Source organism: Furfurilactobacillus rossiae DSM 15814, from assembly GCF_000428925.1.
Taxonomy (GTDB): domain Bacteria; phylum Bacillota; class Bacilli; order Lactobacillales; family Lactobacillaceae; genus Furfurilactobacillus; species Furfurilactobacillus rossiae.
On record NZ_AUAW01000001.1, the window covers coordinates 40,395 to 60,261 of the forward strand.

21 protein-coding genes and 1 tRNA gene are annotated in these 19,867 nt (G+C 44.0%); 16 read left to right on the forward strand and 6 right to left on the reverse strand.

Annotated features, from left to right (window positions below; all coding sequences use genetic code 11):
* The first annotated feature begins 2 nt into the window (after positions 1-2).
* Entirely contained in the window at positions 3-299 is a 297-nt protein-coding gene (locus G400_RS15970) for a PspC domain-containing protein (RefSeq protein ID WP_017261632.1), read from the forward strand.
* 79 nt (positions 300-378) lie between these two features.
* Here the strand turns inward: G400_RS15970 and G400_RS0100255 are convergent, their stop codons facing one another.
* From G400_RS0100255 to G400_RS0100265, 3 genes are all read right to left on the reverse strand, one after another.
* Positions 379-1,074, reverse strand: a complete 696-nt coding sequence (locus G400_RS0100255; protein WP_017261633.1) for a CPBP family intramembrane glutamic endopeptidase — start codon at positions 1,072-1,074, stop codon at positions 379-381.
* Positions 1,061-1,276 (reverse strand): hypothetical protein, encoded by a 216-nt coding sequence (locus G400_RS0100260; RefSeq protein WP_017261634.1) that lies wholly within the window; start codon positions 1,274-1,276, stop codon positions 1,061-1,063. Before G400_RS0100260 ends, G400_RS0100255 begins: the two co-directional genes overlap by 14 nt.
* A gap of 902 nt (positions 1,277-2,178) precedes the next feature.
* Positions 2,179-2,382 (reverse strand): hypothetical protein, encoded by a 204-nt coding sequence (locus G400_RS0100265; RefSeq protein WP_017261635.1) that lies wholly within the window; start codon positions 2,380-2,382, stop codon positions 2,179-2,181.
* Between the two features lie 380 nt (positions 2,383-2,762).
* Between G400_RS0100265 and folB the strand changes: the two genes are divergently transcribed.
* The 7 genes from folB to G400_RS0100300 all read left to right on the forward strand — a co-directional run bounded on the left by folB (position 2,763) and on the right by G400_RS0100300 (position 9,049).
* Positions 2,763-3,128 carry a dihydroneopterin aldolase gene (gene folB / locus G400_RS0100270; protein ID WP_017261636.1) on the forward strand — a complete coding sequence of 122 codons (366 nt, stop codon included), beginning with the start codon at positions 2,763-2,765 and terminating at the stop codon, positions 3,126-3,128.
* A 2-nt stretch (positions 3,129-3,130) separates the two neighbouring features.
* Positions 3,131-3,604 (forward strand): 2-amino-4-hydroxy-6-hydroxymethyldihydropteridine diphosphokinase, encoded by a 474-nt coding sequence (folK, locus tag G400_RS0100275; RefSeq protein ID WP_035143417.1) that lies wholly within the window; start codon positions 3,131-3,133, stop codon positions 3,602-3,604.
* Positions 3,605-3,695: 91 nt separating this feature from the next.
* A complete protein-coding gene (folE, locus tag G400_RS0100280; RefSeq protein ID WP_017261638.1) occupies positions 3,696-4,277 on the forward strand; it encodes a GTP cyclohydrolase I FolE in 582 nt (193 codons plus the stop codon).
* Positions 4,258-5,595 (forward strand): bifunctional folylpolyglutamate synthase/dihydrofolate synthase, encoded by a 1,338-nt coding sequence (locus tag G400_RS0100285; protein ID WP_017261639.1) that lies wholly within the window; start codon positions 4,258-4,260, stop codon positions 5,593-5,595. Before folE ends, G400_RS0100285 begins: the two co-directional genes overlap by 20 nt.
* Positions 5,588-6,181, forward strand: coding sequence for a non-canonical purine NTP pyrophosphatase (locus G400_RS0100290; RefSeq protein ID WP_017261640.1), 594 nt, complete (start codon positions 5,588-5,590; stop codon positions 6,179-6,181). Before G400_RS0100285 ends, G400_RS0100290 begins: the two co-directional genes overlap by 8 nt.
* Before the next feature lie 14 nt (positions 6,182-6,195).
* Positions 6,196-7,356 carry a dihydropteroate synthase gene (gene folP, locus G400_RS0100295; RefSeq protein ID WP_017261641.1) on the forward strand — a complete coding sequence of 387 codons (1,161 nt, stop codon included), beginning with the start codon at positions 6,196-6,198 and terminating at the stop codon, positions 7,354-7,356.
* Positions 7,357-7,501: 145 nt separating this feature from the next.
* Complete coding sequence (locus G400_RS0100300; protein WP_017261642.1) at positions 7,502-9,049, forward strand: UDP-N-acetylmuramoyl-L-alanyl-D-glutamate--2,6-diaminopimelate ligase; 1,548 nt, start codon at positions 7,502-7,504, stop codon at positions 9,047-9,049.
* Between the two features lie 177 nt (positions 9,050-9,226).
* Here G400_RS0100300 and G400_RS14135 read toward each other — a convergent pair whose 3' ends face one another.
* Positions 9,227-9,580 carry a DUF1516 family protein gene (locus G400_RS14135; protein ID WP_017261643.1) on the reverse strand — a complete coding sequence of 118 codons (354 nt, stop codon included), beginning with the start codon at positions 9,578-9,580 and terminating at the stop codon, positions 9,227-9,229.
* Positions 9,581-9,746: 166 nt separating this feature from the next.
* Between G400_RS14135 and G400_RS14140 the strand changes: the two genes are divergently transcribed.
* From G400_RS14140 to G400_RS0100355, 8 genes are all read left to right on the forward strand, one after another.
* On the forward strand, positions 9,747-11,222 hold the full coding sequence (locus G400_RS14140) for an MATE family efflux transporter (RefSeq protein ID WP_017261644.1): 1,476 nt from the start codon (positions 9,747-9,749) through the stop codon (positions 11,220-11,222).
* Between the two features lie 128 nt (positions 11,223-11,350).
* Positions 11,351-11,620 (forward strand): hypothetical protein, encoded by a 270-nt coding sequence (locus G400_RS0100315; RefSeq protein WP_017261645.1) that lies wholly within the window; start codon positions 11,351-11,353, stop codon positions 11,618-11,620.
* 241 nt (positions 11,621-11,861) lie between these two features.
* Entirely contained in the window at positions 11,862-12,713 is an 852-nt protein-coding gene (locus G400_RS0100325) for a DUF3737 family protein (protein WP_017261647.1), read from the forward strand.
* Entirely contained in the window at positions 12,710-13,882 is a 1,173-nt protein-coding gene (locus G400_RS0100330) for a MalY/PatB family protein (RefSeq protein WP_017261648.1), read from the forward strand. Before G400_RS0100325 ends, G400_RS0100330 begins: the two co-directional genes overlap by 4 nt.
* 447 nt (positions 13,883-14,329) lie before the next feature.
* A complete protein-coding gene (locus tag G400_RS0100335) occupies positions 14,330-15,490 on the forward strand; it encodes a 5-methyltetrahydropteroyltriglutamate--homocysteine S-methyltransferase (RefSeq protein WP_017261649.1) in 1,161 nt (386 codons plus the stop codon).
* Between the two features lie 47 nt (positions 15,491-15,537).
* Entirely contained in the window at positions 15,538-16,395 is an 858-nt protein-coding gene (locus G400_RS0100340; RefSeq protein ID WP_179108741.1) for a MetQ/NlpA family ABC transporter substrate-binding protein, read from the forward strand.
* A gap of 16 nt (positions 16,396-16,411) precedes the next feature.
* A complete protein-coding gene (locus tag G400_RS0100345; RefSeq protein WP_017261651.1) occupies positions 16,412-16,885 on the forward strand; it encodes an S-ribosylhomocysteine lyase in 474 nt (157 codons plus the stop codon).
* Positions 16,886-17,250: 365 nt separating this feature from the next.
* Positions 17,251-17,321, forward strand: a tRNA-Gly gene (locus G400_RS0100355).
* Positions 17,322-17,433: 112 nt separating this feature from the next.
* On the opposite strand, the gene G400_RS0100360 is transcribed toward G400_RS0100355, so the two are convergent.
* Both G400_RS0100360 and G400_RS0100365 read right to left on the reverse strand, forming a co-directional pair.
* Entirely contained in the window at positions 17,434-18,153 is a 720-nt protein-coding gene (locus G400_RS0100360) for a hypothetical protein (RefSeq protein WP_017261653.1), read from the reverse strand.
* 272 nt (positions 18,154-18,425) lie between these two features.
* The gene (locus G400_RS0100365) at positions 18,426-19,814 is read right to left on the reverse strand and encodes an amino acid permease (RefSeq protein WP_017261654.1); all 1,389 of its coding nucleotides are present in this window, start codon (positions 19,812-19,814) and stop codon (positions 18,426-18,428) included.
* Between the last annotated feature and the right edge of the window lie 53 nt (positions 19,815-19,867).

Consider the following 19,867-nt stretch of genomic DNA (forward strand, 5'->3'; position numbering starts at 1 on the left):
CGATGAAAAAGAAATTAACGAAGTCTAATGATAAGGTTCTGGCGGGGGTCTTTGGTGGTATTGCGGAGTACTTTGGTTGGGACATCGCCTTGACACGGGTGATCGGCGGGATTCTGATTGCCGTTTCGTTTGGCCCTGGTATTGTTGCTTATGCGATTGCTGCGCTGGTTATGCCCGACGCTGAGGGGCACCATTTCTCAGCGGATGCATCTTATGAACGAACAGAAGACGAGCATCGCAATTCATTCGATGGCGAATTCACGGATCCAGGCAGCAAACAGAAACACGACGATCAATAATTAATTGTCATCGTATAAAAAAGGCCGCTAGCGCTTGACGAATTGTCAGGTGTTAGCGGTCTTTTTTAGTAATCTGAATCTAATGCATCATGCTAAGGAGTTGCGTAATCGCAACTGCGTTAATCATGAAATGAACCATGATGGAATTAAATTGTTTGTGTGTTTTTTGGTACGTAAACGCTAAAATGGCGCCCATCATAAAGTAGAGCAGGAAACTGATTGGATTGCCGGAAATGTGGCCACTGGAGAATAACACGCCAGACAGTAACACTTTAGCCCACAGGTTATTTCGTTTGAAAAAAATGTTGGTGATGACACCGCGAAAGACGAGTTCCTCTAAAAAAGGTGTTAGCAATACGGCCGATACGCCGAAGCCAACCATGGCCACCGGACTTGTTTTCATAATGGAACTGATGGCCTGATTATTTTCAGTCGATTGCGTGTGGTACAGCACCTGTTGGAGGCGCATTAATATAGCTTCACTAAAGATGATGGCCAGATAGGCCAAGATAGCGACCCCAATGTCTCTTAGCTTAAAATCATGGAACAACCGTTCACCAGACCAATGGCGAAAGCGACGGTAGGCGATCCAAATGCAGATCAGGAAGGACCCCCAGAAAGCAGCGAGGAGAATGTACCCGCTAGCGTTGGCAAACGTCGTCTTACTGGCAAAGGCCAAGATGGTAGGAGGCAGTTGAACCATAATCCAAAGTGATGCCACTTCCAAAACGCGCGGCAACCACGAAAATAAAAATGGTCGATTATCGTTTGTCATCGGAACCTCCGTCTTTTGTTTGTTGCAAACGTAGCTGCCAAACCTTGATGAGGGTCACCAACACGGTTGTTAAGATGAACGCACCAATCCACAAGGCGAAAAGGGTGACGCCGGTTAGGTGTTGGGCTTCAGTGAGCCACACAACGCCGCCGAAAATGACAATGGCAAGTACGATAATGCTGCTGGACAGAATTCTTTGCATAGCAAACTCCTCGAATTAAGATGGTCCAATTGTATCACAGTGGTGATTTGAACATCATAGGACATAGATATGATGTCACTTGTGGTTGTCAACATTTAAACGCTGCCGTGGGACCAGTTTGAGACTCCGGAGAAACCGGAGTCTTTTACCTCGTTATAAGGACTCGCAAACCACGAGTCATTATAACCGCCCGTGCTGTAAAGCCAGAAAAAAGCGGGCAGCCTAATGAGTGCTAGACTGCCCGCCGAGTACAACGTGAAGGATACTGCCCGCTATTTTGCCAACCCATTGCATTGGCCTGCATCCTACCTAAGCAGGACATGAACCGTTGCGCCAGCCCGGTTTAGAACGGGTCCGCCATGTGGTGGTCGATCTTTTGTCAAACGACTCAACCGGTTTTCATCACTTGGTGTTCCTTCTTGAGGTTAGTGTAATCTAATTTGGAGAAGAAGGGCGATTAATGTGCCTGTGGAATCAGGTAGATTATGAGGGAGAGGTACTGAATTGCGTGTTTGTCTACATGATGTTTTACACTTTTATATTGTTGCAAAACGGTTCATGTTTACAAACTCGTTGCCTTCCACACAGCGATAACGCGCTCCAGCCCCAGAGACCTGTGCATAACACAAAATGAGTATTGCTCGGTCTCTCCCAGGGGCTTGTCATAAACGTGTTCACGCCCCACAAGCCTGTGCATAACCCAAATTGCCTGCTGTAAAGGCAAAGAGCGCCCTCACAACAGGCAATTTATGTTATTGCTCGGCTTGCAATCGGGGGCGTTCACACTCTCACCAAAAAAGCCACCACAACTTTCGCTGTGGCGGCACGGAAGGACAAATCCTGATCAGCAAGTAGTTTTGCCGCCCACTGATGAACGAACGTGTTTTAACATCGTGAGAGCCTCAGCGACCTTCACCATGGCTCATTAGTAGTGGCCTTTCAGCACGATGGTTGTCAACGACGTGAACCGTGCGCCGATTCACGTGACGTTTGAAACCCTTGACCATCACAGCAGGGATAGGGACAACAATCGGATTAACCGTTTGATTTAGACAACGAGCACGTTCCAGGACTGCGACCAACCAAGCTCGTTCAACACGAGGCACTGTTGATCTGCGCTAACTTCCGCTCAGGATGGCGGTATCAACGATTGTGATGTGAAACATCGCCGTTGACGGTCGGAATTAAAGATTACGACATGACCGCTGCTCCTCTGTGAAAGCCTTGTTCCTTCTGATGGTTATAGTATATCGCCATTTAGAAAAGCACACGCAAAATAGCGATAAAATAAGGCCGGCTGACGCTACTTTTGTTGGGCTCGATTGCTAACTTGTTAAAAAAACAATGGCGACCTAACGGCGATAAAACAAACTGCACCACACTAAGATGGTGCATGTGATAAGATGAGACTTGATATTCGCACAGACGATCGTTGGTTCATGATCATATATTGAACCACGTATTAATTAAGGACGTGACTTATTTAATGGGTAAAATTCGTATCAATAATATGCAATTTCATACGTATAATGGCGTTTTTCCGGAAGAAAAAAAACTGGGCCAGCGGCTGGAAATGGACGTTGAACTGAACTATCCAATTGAGACAAAAGTGCATGATGATGACCTAACAACGACCATTCATTACGGGCATGTTTATGATGATATTGAGTCGTTCGTTTCAAATCATTCCTACGACTTAATTGAATCGTTGGCTAACAACACGTTGACGATGCTTCAGGAAAAATATCCTGAAGCTACCGGTGTTACACTCCGCGTGCGCAAATATTCGGTCCCGATTGCCGGAATCTTTGATAACGTTGAAATTGAAGTGGCTGGTGGTGATGCGCAGTGACTATGGCTTATTTAAGTTTGGGATCAAACGTTGGTAATCGGCGCAAACACTTATTGTATGCATTAGCGCAATTGCGGGCGGATCACACGACTGTCTCGATGAAAACGGCTCACTTTTATATCACTGAACCTGTTGGTGGCGTGGTTCAAGACAATTTTTTGAATACTGCGGTCGCCATTGATACCAAACGGTCGGCAGAATCTTTGCTGACATTGGTTCATCAAATCGAACAGGCACAGCACCGTCATCGTTTCATCCATTGGGGGCCACGCACGATGGATCTAGATATCATTTTTTATGGTGATGAACACATCAATACGGCAACTCTCACAGTGCCACATCCTGAAGCACCAAATCGGCGGTTTGTGCTTGAACCGATTCTAGAAATTAGTGGAGATGATCGCGCAATTCAGCGACAGGTCAGTGATTGGTTAGCGGAAACGGATGACCATCAACAAATCAACAAGTTATCGTAACGTTTTTGAATTACTAGCATTGTTAGTCAGTTGGCTAACAATCTTACATAAGTTCGTTATTTAGAAATTGTTTTAAAGGAGACACGCATTAATGACAGATGAACAACAAGCCACAATTGAAGGCGCTGTCCGCCAAATTTTAACTGCAGTAGGGGAAGATCCAGACCGGGCTGGCCTTGTCGAAACGCCGGCACGGGTGGCACGTGCGTACGCAGAGATGTTTTCTTCGCTGGAACAACCGACATTTAAGGATTACAAGTTATTTCATGAAGAGGATAACGCCGACATGGTTGTCGTCGGCCAAATTCCGTTTTATTCGATGTGTGAACATCATTTACTACCATTTTTTGGCCGTGTCAGTGTTGCCTATGTGCCCACAAACGGGACTATCATCGGCCTTAGCAAGATTCCTCGGCTCGTCGATTACGTCAGCCGCCGACCAACGGTGCAAGAAAATATTACGAACCAGGTGGCTGCTGAGTTAGAAAAAATTTTGAAGCCGGCTGGAGTGGCTGTCAGCGTTGCTGCGCGACACATGTGTATGGAAATGCGCGGCGTTAACAAGACGGGTTCTGTCACGCAGACAGCGACATATTGGGGTGAGTTTAAAACAAATAACGCATTACGCCAGGAATTTTTAATGAGGGCCGAACATGGCAACATTAACGTATGAGACATTAATTAATGAAATGAATCAAGCAATGCTTGCGGGCGACGAGGATCGTGTGCCGCTGTTACGTCAGGTATTAGCAGCGGTTGGACAACCCGATACGCAGGCGCCAATTATTCACGTGGTTGGCACAAACGGCAAAGGATCAACGGTGACGTTGATAGCAGATACATTGATTGCTGCTGGTCATAAAGTCGGCGTGTTTACGAGCCCAGCCATCTCTGATCAACGTGAGCAAATTGTGATTAACGGTCAGATGATTGGCAAGGAAACATTTGTCCGTTTGTATCAGACACTGTTGCCGATCGTCAGAAAAATTGTGCCGGACGACTCATCACTAACCATTTTTGAGTGGGAGGTTGTCATTGCGTTGGCGTGGTTTGCTGAACAGCACGTGGACTGGATGATTATCGAAGCTGGCCTCGGTGGTTTGATGGACGCTACTAATGCGATTACATCCCCGCGGTTCAGTGTGTTTACGCACATTGCGTTGGACCATACCCGCATCTTAGGCGACACGATTGCAAAGATTGCGCAAAATAAGGCGGGCATTATCAAACCAAACACGACGGTAGTGATGGCACCTGGTCAAAGTGATGATGCAAAAGCGGTTATTGAACAAACTGCTAAGCGTGCTCATGTGCCGGTAATGCTAGCTATTAAACAGACATGGTTTGATAATCCTCAATTTGGCCTGGATGGCACAACGGTGGATGTTCACTGGTCCAGCAAGACCATTTGGCATCACGTTCATCTTAATTTGGCTGGGCAGCATCAATTAGCTAATGCGGCCACTGCACTGACGGTGCTAAAACAAGTTGCCGAACATGACAGCCGCATTGATGAAGATGCTGTGAGAACGGGTTTTAATCAGGCAGCTTTGCCTGGGCGACTGACGACGCTAGCGGCAACCGATAAACATCCCCGATTGTTGGTCGATGGTGCTCATAATCCAGATGGGATTCAATCGCTGGTTCGGTTGTTAAAGCAGGTGGCGCCAACCCGTCGGTTTACGTTTGTACTTGGCTTTTTAGCGGATAAAAACGTGGCGGGAATGCTGGCAGAATTGCTGCCGTTAGCCAAGCAAGTCGTGTTAACGGTTCCAGACCAGCATCAGCGGGTACTACCGATTGATGCATTAACTGAGATGGTGGGTGATACATTGGCCAAACTACAGTTAAATGACGTAGCGGTGTTTTCAACGGCCACTGCGCGTGATGCTTTAGCTTGTTTGCGCAAACGTAACGTTGAACCACCAGTGATTGTGACGGGGAGCTTTTACCTTATCCGGGCGTTGCGGGAGGCTGGTTTAAATGACTAATCCACTATTTGTCGCAGCAACCAACAATCGACAAAAATTTGCCGAGTTGGCACGGACGTTTGCCTTTTTTGGTCAGACGATTCGCCCATACTGGACTTATCTTGGCCGATTACAATTTCCCAAAGAAGGGACCGCTGATTTCAAAAACAATGCTGAAGGCAAGGCAACGTTTATTCAACAACGCTTGCCAGAAGTGACCGTCGTGGCCGATGACAGTGGCCTGTTTGTCGACGCATTGCCAGACCACTTTGGGGTGACAACGATGCGCGAACTGTCCGCTCATGCACATGATGATGCGGCCATGAATCGTTACATTCTACGTTTATTGGGCACACAAACGAATCGCCATGCAATGTTGACGACAACACTGACAGTACTTAGCCATGACGGTCAGTGGCTCACAGCGACAGGACAGCGCCGGTTCCAGATTCCGTTTGTGCCAGTCGGTCAGTACAGTGTCGGCTTTGATCGGATTATGTGGGATTCTAAAACAGGACTGACACTGGCTCAACTGCCGAATCAGGCGCGCATTCCGTTTACACCAAGAGGCATTGCAGTACCTAAATTATTGGCAGAGTTACGATAGTGGGAGGATACGACATGAAAGTTACAGAAATAAATGCTAACGACCTCAGTCAAACTAATGGTCTGGCCGAGGCCGCTTTGCTGGATGCCATCAAACATCAACGTCAGTTGGCATTGATGTTTGAATTCGACAATGCGGATAATCGAACCAGACTGGTCAACTTGATGGGCAATCTTGATGCCGTAGTCACAGTGGCTGGTAATAATGTGCAAACATTGATTAGTGAAGCCGCTTTGCCAGTTTTGGAACAGCAATTGAGTCGTCAGTTTGATAACAATGTGCTGGCAAAAGGCGTCGGCACGATTCGGCAGCAGCATGAAATTCATTGGCAAGCAGGGCGTTTTGATTTTAATGTGACCGCCAAACCACTGATCTACGGAATTTTAAACGTCAGTCCTGATTCATTTTACGATGGGGGCCGCTACCATGATATGGATTCTGTATTGAAGCGGGCAGGTGAGTTTGCCCAGGCAGGTGTGCCCGTGGTTGAAATTGGCGGCCAGACGACGCGACCACACTTTACGGAGATTACGCCTGAAACTGAAATTCAACGGGTTATGCCTTATATTAAGGCCATTAAGGCGCAATATCCTGATTTGGGAATCGCGGTTGATACTTATAAGTTACCGGTGATGAAGGCGGTATTGGACGAAGGGGTTGATATCATTAATGACGTTAACGCCTTTACTGATAATTCTGACAAACTGCCGCTACTTGCCTCGAGTAATGTTGGTTTGTTAACGATGCATGAAAGTCGTGCCCGCGAATACGATAATTTAACGACGGCAATGACAGATTTCTTTAAAACAAATTTGGATGCACTGAAACACGCTGGTATCAATGAACAGCGGATTGCTCTGGATGAAGGGATTGGGTACGCCAAAGTGGCTGATGGTTACCAGGATTTCACCATGATGCGCAACATCAACCAGTTTTTGCCGTTTGAACGGCCAATTATGATCGCCATTTCGCGAAAGGGCTTTGGTCATAAACTATTCGGTTTGGCAAAGGAAGATCGTCTATCTGTGACGTTAATTGCCGAAGCCTATATGTATCTGCACGGTGGTCGTATTTTACGGGTTCACGACATTGAAGAAACGAAGCAGTTAGTCACATTGCTGGATACGATCGAGGGCAGCTATTGGTTCCCAGACAGAACAGAAATGCATCAGTAGCTTTTGATTGTTGCCAATGTCGTAACTGAGACTGAATAATTAAGGTTTAGTCAAAGGTTTAGCTGTTCAAAAAAATGGCGGCGTTGGTTGATAGTTCTGGTGTATACTGGATATTCAAGAAAGATAAAGGGAAGTTTGGGAACGCATGGCGAAATTACAATTATCAGCATCAGAAATTTTGACGATTTTACGTGAGCACCATTTGTTGACCAACGTGATAAATGCCAATGATCAGTTAGTAGTGACCGATGTCACATACGACTCACGAACGGCAAAGCCGAATGGTTTATTCTTCTGTAAGGGTAACTTCAAGCCAGAGTATTTAACTACGGCGGTTGATGCCGGTGTTACAGCCTATGTATCAGAAGTTGCGGCTAAGCAGTGCGAGGCCACTGGCTTTATCGTGACAGATATCCAAAAGGCAATGTCGCTGCTGAGCGCTGCCTTTTTTGGCTACCCACAAGATGATCTATTTATTGTGGCGTTCACAGGGACGAAGGGGAAAACAACCTCTGCATACTTTACGCGAGGCATTCTGCAACAGACGACGAATAAACATACCGCATTGTTTTCAACGATTGACCGGATTTTAGGACCAAAACCAGAGCAAGAATTCAAGTCTGATCTTACGACGCCTGAATCACTCAATTTGTTTCATGATATGCGTGAAGCCGTTGATTCTGGCATGACGACGTTGGTCATGGAAGTGTCTTCACAGGCGTACAAGAAGAACCGTGTGTATGGCTTGAAGTATGATGTTGGGATCTTTTTAAACATCACGCCAGATCATATTGGGCGCAACGAGCACCCAACGTTTGCTGACTATTTGCACTGTAAATTACAGCTCTTAGTCAATTCTCGGCAGTGCATTATAAATGCAGAAACGGATCACTTAGAAGATATTTATATGGCTGCTAAGGCAACGACGGAACCTGAGGATATCTATCTGTATGCTCGTGATGGTTACAAGCCAAGCATTGATGTGCCAATCGACTTTCGTTACCACAGCAATGAAGATACTCTGAAGGATGCCAAATTTACGGTGTCGCATACGGATCTAGCGCCAGCCAAACTGAATTTAGATGGTGAGTATCAACTGGCGTTGCCCGGTGATTACAATGAAAATAACGCGGTGGCATCACTCATTGCCGCTGGTCTAGCTGGCGCGACAGCTAATGAGGCTCAACAAGCATTGCCAGATATCACGGTCCCTGGTCGGTTTGAATCGGTCGCCACCAAGAATCACGGGATGGTGTTCGTTGATTACGCCCACAACTACGCATCCGTCAAGGCTTTGCTGTCGTTCTTGCGGAAGCAGTATGCTGATAGCCGAATCATTGTGGTGGTTGGCAGTCCTGGTGACAAGGGCATTTCGCGCCGAGAAGGTTTCGGTAAAGCGTTGAATGAAGAGGCTGACGTGGCTTACTTAACCGCTGATGATCCTGGTTTTGAAAATCCCGCTGACATTGCCCAACAGATTGATGAACATATTGATCATAACCGGGTTGATGTTCACGTTCAGATTGATCGGCCAACTGCCATTCGTGAAGCCATTAGTGATAGTCATGCCGACGATGTCGTTGTGTTGGCAGCAAAAGGTGAGGATCCTTATCAAAAGATTCGCGGAGTGGACACACCATATCCAACTGACATGGCTGTTGCCAAACAAGTAATTGCAGATATTGAAGCGTGATTTTATCTCTGTTGTAGGATTAACATTGCTAAAATCTTGGGCCGTTGTTGCCCATTGAAGATAAGATAGCGACAAAAAAGACAGCTCACTTCAAAAATGTGAGCTGTCTTTATATGCCATGATGAATGAAAAGAAGCTTTCTATCCGTCACGGTAAGGATTGTTTGTGTTCTGATGATTAGGCAGTCAAACTGTAAATGGTGTAGCCAAGGATGATGGTGGCGACAAACAGCAAACCTAAGACGACATACAACCAAGGAGTGACGTGGGTTTCTTGCTTTCTGGCGAAGACGATTTCAACGACGCCAATAAGCAGAATTGCCAGTATACCTTTTAAAATTGTGAGGATGGGAACCGTTGACCAGGTCTTGGTGGCAGCAATGAAACCAGTGATAATCATCACCATGTAGAGTAGTCTGCTCCACATCAGCCACCATTTAACGCGCTTTTCTGTTTTACTGAACACGCCAGCGAGAACTGTCAGAACTAGTAAAATGGCAATCCAAAAATGACTGGCAATTAAAAAATTCATATTTTTTCCTTTCTGAATCAAGTTTTTTGAGTGAATCAACTTGACATGAAACTGAAGCTATCTTAGCATTGTTAAACCGTGTCGTTAAGCGGTACAATCAATGCTTATACAGGCCTTAACATGCATCACTAAATGAGCAGGCCTGACAATTTTAAGGAGGGGTCACGTGCACGATTTAACTGAGGGGAATCCAATCAAATTAATATTTTTGTTCACGATGCCCCTACTTATTGGTAATTTATTTCAGCAATTATACAACATTTCAGATACGCTGGTCGTTGGTCAAACATTGGGCGTCAACGCATTGGCCGCAGTTGGCTCAACTGGGTCCATAAGTTTTCTAATCATTGGGTTTGCCCAGGGTTTGACGGCTGGGTTATCGATTGTGACAGCACAGCGATTTGGTGCACGGGACTTGAAGGGCGTTCGTGAAAGTTTTGCGGCAAGCATCTGGATCAGTCTGTTTGTAACTGTTGTTCTGACAGTGCTCTCGTTGGCATTTGTTCATCCAATTTTGCATCTGATGCAAACGCCGGCAGCAATTTATCACGATGCCTTAATCTTTATCTCCATCATTTTCGCTGGCATTTTCGCCTCCGTTGCCTTTAATCTGTTATCAAACATGATTCGTGGTCTAGGGGATTCACGGACTCCGTTATACTTTTTGATCGTCGGGACGGTCGTCAACGTTGTGTTAGAATTAGCGTTTATTCTAATTTTTCATATGGGCGTTGCTGGTGCAGGGTTGGCCACCGTTATTTCTCAGGTTATATCAGCCGGTTTATGTTTAATTTACATCTGGCGCCATGTGCCATTGCTGCGGATCAACCGTCAGGACATGCGTGCCGGAGCCGGTCAATTGTGGGAACATTTTGCAACGGGGTTACCGATGGGCTTTCAGATGTCAATTATTGCGATCGGTGCCATCGTTATGCAGGCGGCTTTAAACAGTTTAGGAACCGCTTCAGTTGCGTCTTCAACAGCTGCTAGCAAAATTGACCAAATTGCTACAATGCCGATGTCATCATTTGGGGTAACCATGGCGACGTTTGCGGCTCAAAACATTGGGGCGGGTAAGTATAACCGAATTATTAAAGGTGTTCGTCAGACGCTGATTTTATCCAGCTCATTTGCGATTGTAATTGGTGCGCTGGAAATTATCTTCGGTAAGGCGTTAGTGAGCCTCTTTATTAGTGGACATGACCCAGCCGTTATGAGGCTGTCGCAAACGTACTTCAACGTGATTGCCAGTTCATACGTGTTACTGGCCGTATTGTTCATTATTCGTAACACGTTACAAGGTGTTGGTCAGCAAGCAATGCCGACCTTTGCCGGCATTGCGGAACTCGTTATGCGTTCTTTCACAGCCTTTTTCCTTGTTGGACCTTTGGGCTACGCCGGGGCCGTATCAGCGGAGCCATTGGCTTGGCTAGGATCATGTATCGTTTTGATTCCGTCTTACCTGCGTGCTATTCGACAGTTGCATAATTTACAATACATGCATGATCAAAATGAGCAGGCTAAACAAGTGACGGCGGAATCCGGGACGGGTAATCACACAGAAATCAGTGTCCCAAATTCGACACAAGCCCCGCACGGGTTAAGCCGAGCTGGACAACACAGTACGAAGCAGGATAGTTAAAGTTCGAAACATAAGACTTGAAATCCAGTTGTTTTTTTGATAATATACAAACTCGTATGCGTTGGGCATAAGACCAGAATAACCCGTTTATCTTCTTGCCGAAGAGGACGGGAATTGAGGTGAAATTAATGGCTGAATTACATGTTGGTGATGTTGTCACTGCGAAAAAGTTTGGACCGTTTGAACACAATTTCGGTGGCGAATTAGAAAAAGTTTATGAAAATTCGGCACTTGTATTGATTGATGATTACAATGACGCTGACAGCATGACTGTGAGTGAAATGAACCGTCGTGCCGTCGTTAAGAACGGTGATATTAAGGTCATTAAAGCTGCACCAGTGCCAGAACCGGATCCCGATGAGGAAAATGCCGATGATGCGGAAGATGAGAAAAAATAATAACTGCTAGTTCGTGAGTTCTGTTAGCAGATAATTCAAAGTGATTCCTGTGGTGTACAACCCGCAGGAATCTTTTTTTATGGCCGGTATCAAATATGGAAGTTTATTTTGAAGCAGAAAATTCTTTTTTGAAAAAGTTTGCCTTACAGTTGCTCGAAGGGGGTAAAGTAGTAACAGTTAGCTATCATCAGTCAGCTAACCGAAGTTTTAAGAACTTGAACATGAAAGAAGCGAATCTTTTTTGAAAAATATTGATCAACAAGAATACGTTGGTGAACGGCCATTATTCAATGCCGCTAATTTAAATATTACCAACACGACTTTTGCGGATGGGGAGTCGCCGCTTAAAGAGGGACACCACCTGACGCTAGAACATGATACGTTTGAATGGAAATATCCACTTTGGTACTGTACGGATGTCAGTGCAATTAACACGACACTGCTGGAAACTGCACGTTCAGGCATTTGGTACACGCATAACATTGATATGAAACAGTGTTTGATTGAGGCACCGAAAACATTTCGTCGTGCCAGTGGCATTCACCTGACCAATGTGCAGATGCCAATTGCTCAGGAAACATTGTGGAGCTGTGACGACATCACTTTGGACCATGTATCCGCTAAGGGCGATTATTTTGGCATGAACAGTCAAAACATCGTTGCCCATGATTTTCAATTGTCCGGTAATTATTCGTTTGACGGTGGACGGAATATTGAAATTCACAACGCCACGATGCTATCAAAAGACGCCTTTTGGAACTGTGAAAACGTGACCGTTTATGATTCCACCATCATTGGTGAATATCTAGGTTGGAATTCAAAAAACATTACGTTTATTAATTGTCGGATTGAAAGTGAGCAGGGTCTTTGTTACATGGATAACTTGGTCATGAAGAACTGTTCACTGATCAAAACCAACTTGGCGTTCGAATATTCATCCGTTCACGCTGATATCACGACTAAAATTGACAGTGTCAAAAATCCTGTTAGCGGTGAAATTACAGCACCAGCTATTGGTGAGATTATCTTGCAGGAGGACCAAATCGATCCTAGCAAGACAACAATTACAGAAACTGGGGTGACAGTGAAATGACATACGACTTTACAACGGTTCCTAATCGACGTCACACGAATTCAGTGAAATGGGATGTGGCCGACAACGAATTACCAATGTGGGTAGCTGACATGGATTTTCAAACGGCACCAGAAATCAAGACAACATTAGCTGATAAAGTTGCCAAGGGGATTTTTGGTTATTCCATCATTCCAGACAACTACTATCAGGCAGTGGCAGACTGGTGGCGTAAGCGTCACGGCTTTGCTGTGCAAACGGATTGGATCTTATTCTGTAGCGGAGTTGTGCCAGCCATTTCATCGACTGTTCGGCGGATGACAAATCCCGGTGAACAGGTTTTAGTCCAGGCACCCGTTTATAATATTTTCTATAATTCAATTATCAATAATGGACGGCGTCAGATTTCCAGTGATTTGGTCTATGAAAACGGTCAGTACCATATTGATTTCGACGATCTGGAAGCCAAATTGGCGGATCCATTAACGACGATGATGATTCTGTGTAATCCAGCAAACCCCGTTGGTAAAGTGTGGTCGCGGGAAACTTTGCAGCAGATTGGTGAATTGTGCTTGAAACATCATGTGCTAGTATTGTCGGATGAAATTCATTGTGATATTGTCACGGATCCAACCGTTAAGTACACACCGTTTGCATCGATCAGTAGCGACCTGGCCAACAATAGTATTACCTGCGTATCACCGACAAAGACATTTAATTTGGCAGGCATTCAAACATCGAGCATGATTATCCCTAATCCGGCCATTCGTGAACGGATTGATCGAGGCATTAATAACGATGAGATTGCTGAACCAAATATTTTTGCAATCGATGCTGCGGTGGCGGCCTTTACCAAGGGTGAACCATGGTTAAACGAACTATTAAAGCAATTAGCCGCAAACAAACGGTCAGTGACGACCTTTTTGAATCATGAGCTGTCAGAGGTAACGGTTGCCAGTGGTGCAGCGACTTACCTCATGTGGTTAGACGTGTCCGCCGTTACCGATGATTCTGTGGCACTTTGTCACTTTATTCGCCAAGAAACGGGATTATTTTTGTCTGATGGTGTGGAATATGGTGGCAATGGTAATTTATTTGTCCGGATGAATGTGGCTTGCCCTGACGCTGAACTACAAGATGGTTTAGAACGTCTGAAGCACGGTATTAAAGCTTTTTCAGCTCAAAAATAAATAAACGTGTTGCCATTAGAGAGTGGCGATTATCTGAGTGTTTCTTAAAAAAAGTGGTTGACACTAAATTTATTTCGCTGTATCTTGAATTCAACGTTAAGAAAACATTAGATAAACATTAAGCGTTGAAGAGAAGAGTAATCGCTCGACAGTTGATAAAGAGAACCCGGTTGGTGAGAAAGGGACAACGACACAGTGATGAAGATGAGCTCTGAGCGATTCAGTCAGTTCACGCCGACCGAACGGTTGCAACCGTTAACTTGCCGGGTATCAACAGGTACCGTCGAGGCATCATTTGTGAAAATGATGTAAATAAGGGTGGTAACACGGTTAAATCCGTCCCTGATTGTCAGAAGTGACAGTTAGGGACGGATTTTTTTGTTTATCAATGTTTTTTAGTTAAAAATGCCGCATATAGCGACAACATCTTTCAGGAGGCTTTTGAATATGAGTGAAGCAATTTCTTTTTCTAAACGGATCAAGTCACCATTTCGGTATGATATTGTCGGCAGTTTCTTACGACCAGAAACCTTGAAGCAAGCGCGGGCACAATTTGCTGCAGGAAAAATTGATCGTGCTGCATTGACGGCAGTTGAAGACACTGAAATCATTAAATTAATCAAACAGGAGGAAGCTGCTGGCCTCAAGGCGGTCACAGATGGTGAATTCCGTCGGAGCTGGTGGCACCTCGACTTTTTCTGGGGCTTTCAAGGCATCTCGTATAAAGTCCCTGAACATGGTTATTTCTTCCACGGTGAAGAAACGCGTAAAGCAACCGTTACGGTAACCGATAAAATTGATGGTCACAACCATCCGTTTGTGGATCATTTTAAATTTACGCAAGCTCATGTTAGCAAGGGCGTTCAGGTCAAACAAACTTTGCCGGCACCAGCGCAATTGTTGGTTGAATTATTGAGTCCAACTAATTTGCCCGAGGTCCGGAAGATATACCCAACTGATGAGGCATTATTCGCTGATATTACTAAGGCTTATAAACAAGTTATTACTGATTTGTATGACGCTGGTGCACGCACCATCCAGTTGGATGACTGTACTTGGGGAATGTTGGTGGCAACACTGCCAAAGGACTTTATTAATGGTCTTGCGGGTGGTGAACCAACAACTGACGACGAACTAAAACAATTATATTTAAACATTAACAATTCTGTGGTTGACGGATTGCCTGCTGACCTAACTGTCAATACCCACATTTGCCGTGGTAACTATCACTCAACCTGGGCTGCCGCTGGTGGTTATGACAAAGTTGCAGATCCATTGTTTAATCAGGAACATGTTAATGCCTATTATTTGGAATATGATTCAGACCGTTCAGGCAGTTTTGATCCATTGGCAAAGGTTAGCGATGACAAATTGGTTGTGCTGGGATTATTAACATCGAAAGATGGCAAGCTCGAGAATCGTCAAACGGTTATTGACCGCATTCATGAAGCCGCAAAGTTTGTCCCGTTAGATCGTTTATGTTTGAGTACCCAATGTGGTTTTGCTTCAACAGAAGAGGGCAACATTTTAACGTCAGATGATCAGTGGGCTAAAATTGTGTTAGCCAAATCGATTGCCAAAGAAGTTTGGGGCGTCGATGAAAAGTAGGCCAGACAACTTGTGAGTTTTAAACGGATTTATCAAAATAGTTATGAATGAGGGTAATCTATATCAAACATTCTAAAAAAATTCTAGTGGCTGTCGCCATTGCGGCAGGATTGGTATTAGGATTAGGAACATCGACCAGCGCTAGTGCAAGCAGTGTGACCGTTGGGACACAGGGAACAGATGCTCAAATTTGGCGGCACATTGCTAAATCATCAGCGGCTAAACAAGCGCATCTCACAATTCACGTTAAAGAAGTAACGGACAGTGTTCAGTTAAATCAGGCTACTGGCGATGGAACGATTCCGGTTAATGCATTTCAGTCATTTAGCTATATGCAGGCTTATAACAAGGAAAATCCGACGAAGAAGTTAACGGCAGTTGGTACGACCTATCTAGAACCAATGGGATTGTATTCGAAGAAGATTAAGCATTTAAAACAGTTACCAAAGGGGGCAACCATTGGCATTCCGGAGGATCCAGCTAATTTAACTCGTGGCCTGAAGCTGTTAAAAACGGCTGGATTAATTACGTTGAAGCCTAATTTCAATGCGCTTGGTAATGTGAGCGGCATTAAGAGTAATCCACGTCAATTAAAGTTTCGACAAATTGATGGTTCGACTGGACCACGGGTTTTATCGGATGTTGATGCTGTCTTAATGTCCAATACAGTCGCACAAGATGGCGGTTTGAACGTTCTTAAGGACTCATTGGTACATGAAAAGGTCAGCCGTGAAACGAACCAAGATGTTAACATTTTGGCAGCCGGTGATAAGTACCGGAATAATAAATCCGTTAAAAAGTTGGTTAAGCTCTATCGTAACAAGGGCATTCAGCGTTATATTAAGAATGAATTCCATGGCACGAAGGTTGAAGTTATTAAACCGATTAGTGCACTAAAAAAATAAGGGAGTCGAGTAGATTATGGCAAAAGTAGAAAGTTTTACATTAGATCACACGAAGGTTAAGGCACCATATGTTCGTTTGATTACAGTTGAAAATGGACCTAAAGGGGATGCCATTTCCAACTATGACTTACGTTTGGTACAACCTAACACTAATGCGATTCCAACTGCCGGCTTACATACCATTGAACATTTATTAGCTGGTTTGTTACGTGACCGCATGGACGGCGTTATCGACTGTTCACCATTCGGTTGCCGGACTGGTTTCCATTTAATTATGTGGGGTGAACACTCTACAACAGAAGTTGCCAAGGCATTGAAGAGCTCATTGGAAGAAATTCGCGACACGATTGAATGGAAGGACGTTCAAGGCACTGACAAGTACAGTTGTGGGAACTACCGTGACCACTCTTTGTTCTCAGCCAAGGAATGGTGCAAGACTATTTTAGATCAAGGCATCAGCGACGAACCATTTGAACGTCACGTGATCTAAATGTTGTCTGTCCTGACTGACGCTTGCGGTTGTCAAAGATGAATGTCGCCGTGGGACCGGTTCAAGCCTTCTGAAATTCGAAGTCTTTCACCTCGTTGACAAGCCTCGTGGAGTGCCGAGTCTTGTCAACCGTCCTGTGTTGTAAATCGGCAAAAAACGCCTGATTAACAACACGTTCACGGCTTACATTCATCTTTGACGCCCTCCAGCTCAGATTGAGTGAAAACATTTGAAAAATCGTCGAAACTTGATAAAAGTTTTCGGCGATTTTTTGTGGGGATTGATTCTTCGATTTTTAGTCCAAACGTCCAAATCAGTAATGACAGATTGAGGGCGCTATGCTACACTATAACAGTTGGTTCAATGCGGGTGTAGTTTAGTGGTAAAATTCAAGCTTCCCAAGCTTGTGTCGCGAGTTCGATTCTCGTCACCCGCTTAAAAGGTTTTTAAAAAGTGCTTAGTGATAAGCGCTTTTTTTGTACAATTTTTTTAAAACCATTATGGTATTTGGTTGATTTATTGGGACCAATTGCTTAATTTAGGTAGAATTAAGCGTCTTGTTTGAAGATTTTGATGTTTATTATTTCACCTTTGTCATTTTTTTCAAAATGTACCTGATAGCCTTTATCAATTATTTCTGAATAATAGCTTGAATCTTCGTCGGAAATTGTAGAAGCCTTTGAAGCGTCGTCCTCCATAAAGTCGTGAACATGTTCATTAATGGCATGAGCGTCTAATTTGGGATCCAAGGGTAGATCAGAAAAATCTTCTTTTACTACATTGATTGACATATCGCTGTTAACACCGTAAGTTACGTAATCTAAATTTTTGTCCTTATATGCTCCATCTGATAAGTTTTCACCTTTAGCAGTTAGTTGACCATAAATTTTGTTGTTAGAACCTTTGTTTGAATCGTTTTCGGATGATGAACCGTTTGTGACAGAGTGGGGATCGTTCTGATTTGATTCGTCGTTTTCGTTACTTGAAGAATTGGTCGAGCTTTCTGCATCATCTTCGGAGTCATCATCAGTTTGTGCTTCATCTTTAGAATTCGACCAGTTATCTTCTTGTGAGAAACTCGTCTTGGACGGAGATGAACTAAATCCCGATGCATTAAAAAATATTATTACAAATAGGGCTAACAATATTGTGGTGAGTTCAATTAGCTTTAACGACTTCTTTTTGAACCATAAAATGACCCAAAGGATTATTGCGATAAAAAGGAAAATGACAGAGAGCAACAGGAGAAAGGCAAATGCGTCGTTCATTATTGTAGACTCCAATAAAATTCAGCTTTTTATGTCGTCAGTATTTGGACTTGAGTTTATATGATGCATTGAAAACTATTATGAGAAAAGATAGGAGATGATTGAAATGATATGAAAACTTGCACCGTACGTCAATGACAATTATGAATAGGTTAAACAACAGCTTTTCGAAATTTACTTTTTACTAAAATGATAATCTAAGAAAATAATTGAATTATTAAAAAATCCCCGTCTGCAATGTGATTTAAATGCAGACAGGGTCAGTGAAAGGGTTACTTATTTATTTTTGATTTTTCATACAACGATTCACGCTGCGTAAAATAATAGTAAGCGCAGATACCAACGTATATCGCTATGGTCAGCACTGTGACAATGATATTAGTGGAAAAAAGAATACCAAAGAAAACGAGTACTAATGCAATCAAAGAAAAGTACGATGTCCATGGATACAAGCTGACGTGGTAGGTAGTGTCATCAAACTTATAGCGACGACTGCGGATATGACCCAGACAAAGTAAAATCCATATTACTAAAATTGTGTAACTAATAGAGCCAACTAAATAATCAAATAATGTATTACCAATAAAGTAAGTAAGCAATACACCGGCAAATAAAGATAGTGAACACATGAGGACGGCCATGTAAGGGACAAAATGTTTATTCAACCGGGTTAAGGCAGTTGTAACCTTCGTTTGACGTTTGTTGCGTTGGTTTTGAACGAATAAGAGTCGTGATGCTGAGTAAATACCAGAATTGATGGAGGAAATCAACGCTAGAATAATCACGAAGTTAACGATGTCGGAGGCAAACGGAATGTTTAATAACCGGAACACTGAGACGAACGGACTGACTTTATCCGTTAATTGATCCCATGGAAATAGGGTGACGATGATGAAAAAAGGAATTAGATAGAATGAAATAATCCGGAACATGATGCCGTGAACTGCGTGCGGGATGACTTTTTGTGGATCCTTCACTTCGCCTAATGTAATTCCGATTAATTCTGAGCCGGCAAATGAATAAATTACTATCAACATAGCGCTTAGGAAGCCGAATGCACCATGAGGGAAGAAGCCACCGTGAACGGTTAAATTAACAAACGCATGATTGGTGGTCATCATGTTTCGGGCGATTAGGAAGATACCGGCGAAGATGAAGAAGATAATAACAGCAATTTTCATAATGGCCAGCCAGTATTCCGTTTCGGCAAACCAGCGGACCGAAAGTAGATTAATGCCGGAAATGACGACTGCAATGACCAAAACAATTAGCCAGGTAGGAACGGTCGGGAACCAGATTTGAATAAAACTTGCCGCGGCCACGGCTTCAGCCGTCAAATCCACAAACCACATCGTAAAGTAGGCCCAGTCCACTAGATAGGCCGCAAAGGGACCAAGAATTGGTTGTAGCAAACCCGAAAATCCGGTGGCGGATGGATTATTCGCGGCCATTTCGGCCATGCCCTGCATGATAAATAGCAGGATTAAACCACCAAGCAGATAACATAAAATAACCGAAGGGCCAGCAGTATGGACGGCGTTGGCACTGCCTTTAAACAGACCAGCACCGATGGCACCACCTAATGCCAGCATTGTAATATGGCGGCTTGTTAATGATCGTTGGAGATGCGCGTTGTCGTTGTTTTTGGTTTTGTTTGTCATTGCAAACTCCTTTTCTCTATATCTGACTGTTTTGATTTTAAAAATGAGAAATA

Coding starts and splice junctions, on each gene's coding strand:
- G400_RS15970 (WP_017261632.1), top strand. CDS start 3: ATGAAAAAGAAATTAACGAAGTCTAATGATAAGGTTCTGGCGGGGGTC.
- G400_RS0100255 (WP_017261633.1), bottom strand. CDS start 1,074: ATGACAAACGATAATCGACCATTTTTATTTTCGTGGTTGCCGCGCGTT.
- G400_RS0100260 (WP_017261634.1), bottom strand. CDS start 1,276: ATGCAAAGAATTCTGTCCAGCAGCATTATCGTACTTGCCATTGTCATT.
- folB (WP_017261636.1), top strand. CDS start 2,763: ATGGGTAAAATTCGTATCAATAATATGCAATTTCATACGTATAATGGC.
- folK (WP_035143417.1), top strand. CDS start 3,131: ATGGCTTATTTAAGTTTGGGATCAAACGTTGGTAATCGGCGCAAACAC.
- folE (WP_017261638.1), top strand. CDS start 3,696: ATGACAGATGAACAACAAGCCACAATTGAAGGCGCTGTCCGCCAAATT.
- G400_RS0100285 (WP_017261639.1), top strand. CDS start 4,258: ATGGCAACATTAACGTATGAGACATTAATTAATGAAATGAATCAAGCA.
- G400_RS0100290 (WP_017261640.1), top strand. CDS start 5,588: ATGACTAATCCACTATTTGTCGCAGCAACCAACAATCGACAAAAATTT.
- folP (WP_017261641.1), top strand. CDS start 6,196: ATGAAAGTTACAGAAATAAATGCTAACGACCTCAGTCAAACTAATGGT.
- G400_RS0100300 (WP_017261642.1), top strand. CDS start 7,502: ATGGCGAAATTACAATTATCAGCATCAGAAATTTTGACGATTTTACGT.
- G400_RS14135 (WP_017261643.1), bottom strand. CDS start 9,580: ATGAATTTTTTAATTGCCAGTCATTTTTGGATTGCCATTTTACTAGTT.
- G400_RS0100315 (WP_017261645.1), top strand. CDS start 11,351: ATGGCTGAATTACATGTTGGTGATGTTGTCACTGCGAAAAAGTTTGGA.
- G400_RS0100330 (WP_017261648.1), top strand. CDS start 12,710: ATGACATACGACTTTACAACGGTTCCTAATCGACGTCACACGAATTCA.
- G400_RS0100335 (WP_017261649.1), top strand. CDS start 14,330: ATGAGTGAAGCAATTTCTTTTTCTAAACGGATCAAGTCACCATTTCGG.
- G400_RS0100340 (WP_179108741.1), top strand. CDS start 15,538: ATGAGGGTAATCTATATCAAACATTCTAAAAAAATTCTAGTGGCTGTC.
- G400_RS0100345 (WP_017261651.1), top strand. CDS start 16,412: ATGGCAAAAGTAGAAAGTTTTACATTAGATCACACGAAGGTTAAGGCA.
- G400_RS0100360 (WP_017261653.1), bottom strand. CDS start 18,153: ATGAACGACGCATTTGCCTTTCTCCTGTTGCTCTCTGTCATTTTCCTT.
- G400_RS0100365 (WP_017261654.1), bottom strand. CDS start 19,814: ATGACAAACAAAACCAAAAACAACGACAACGCGCATCTCCAACGATCA.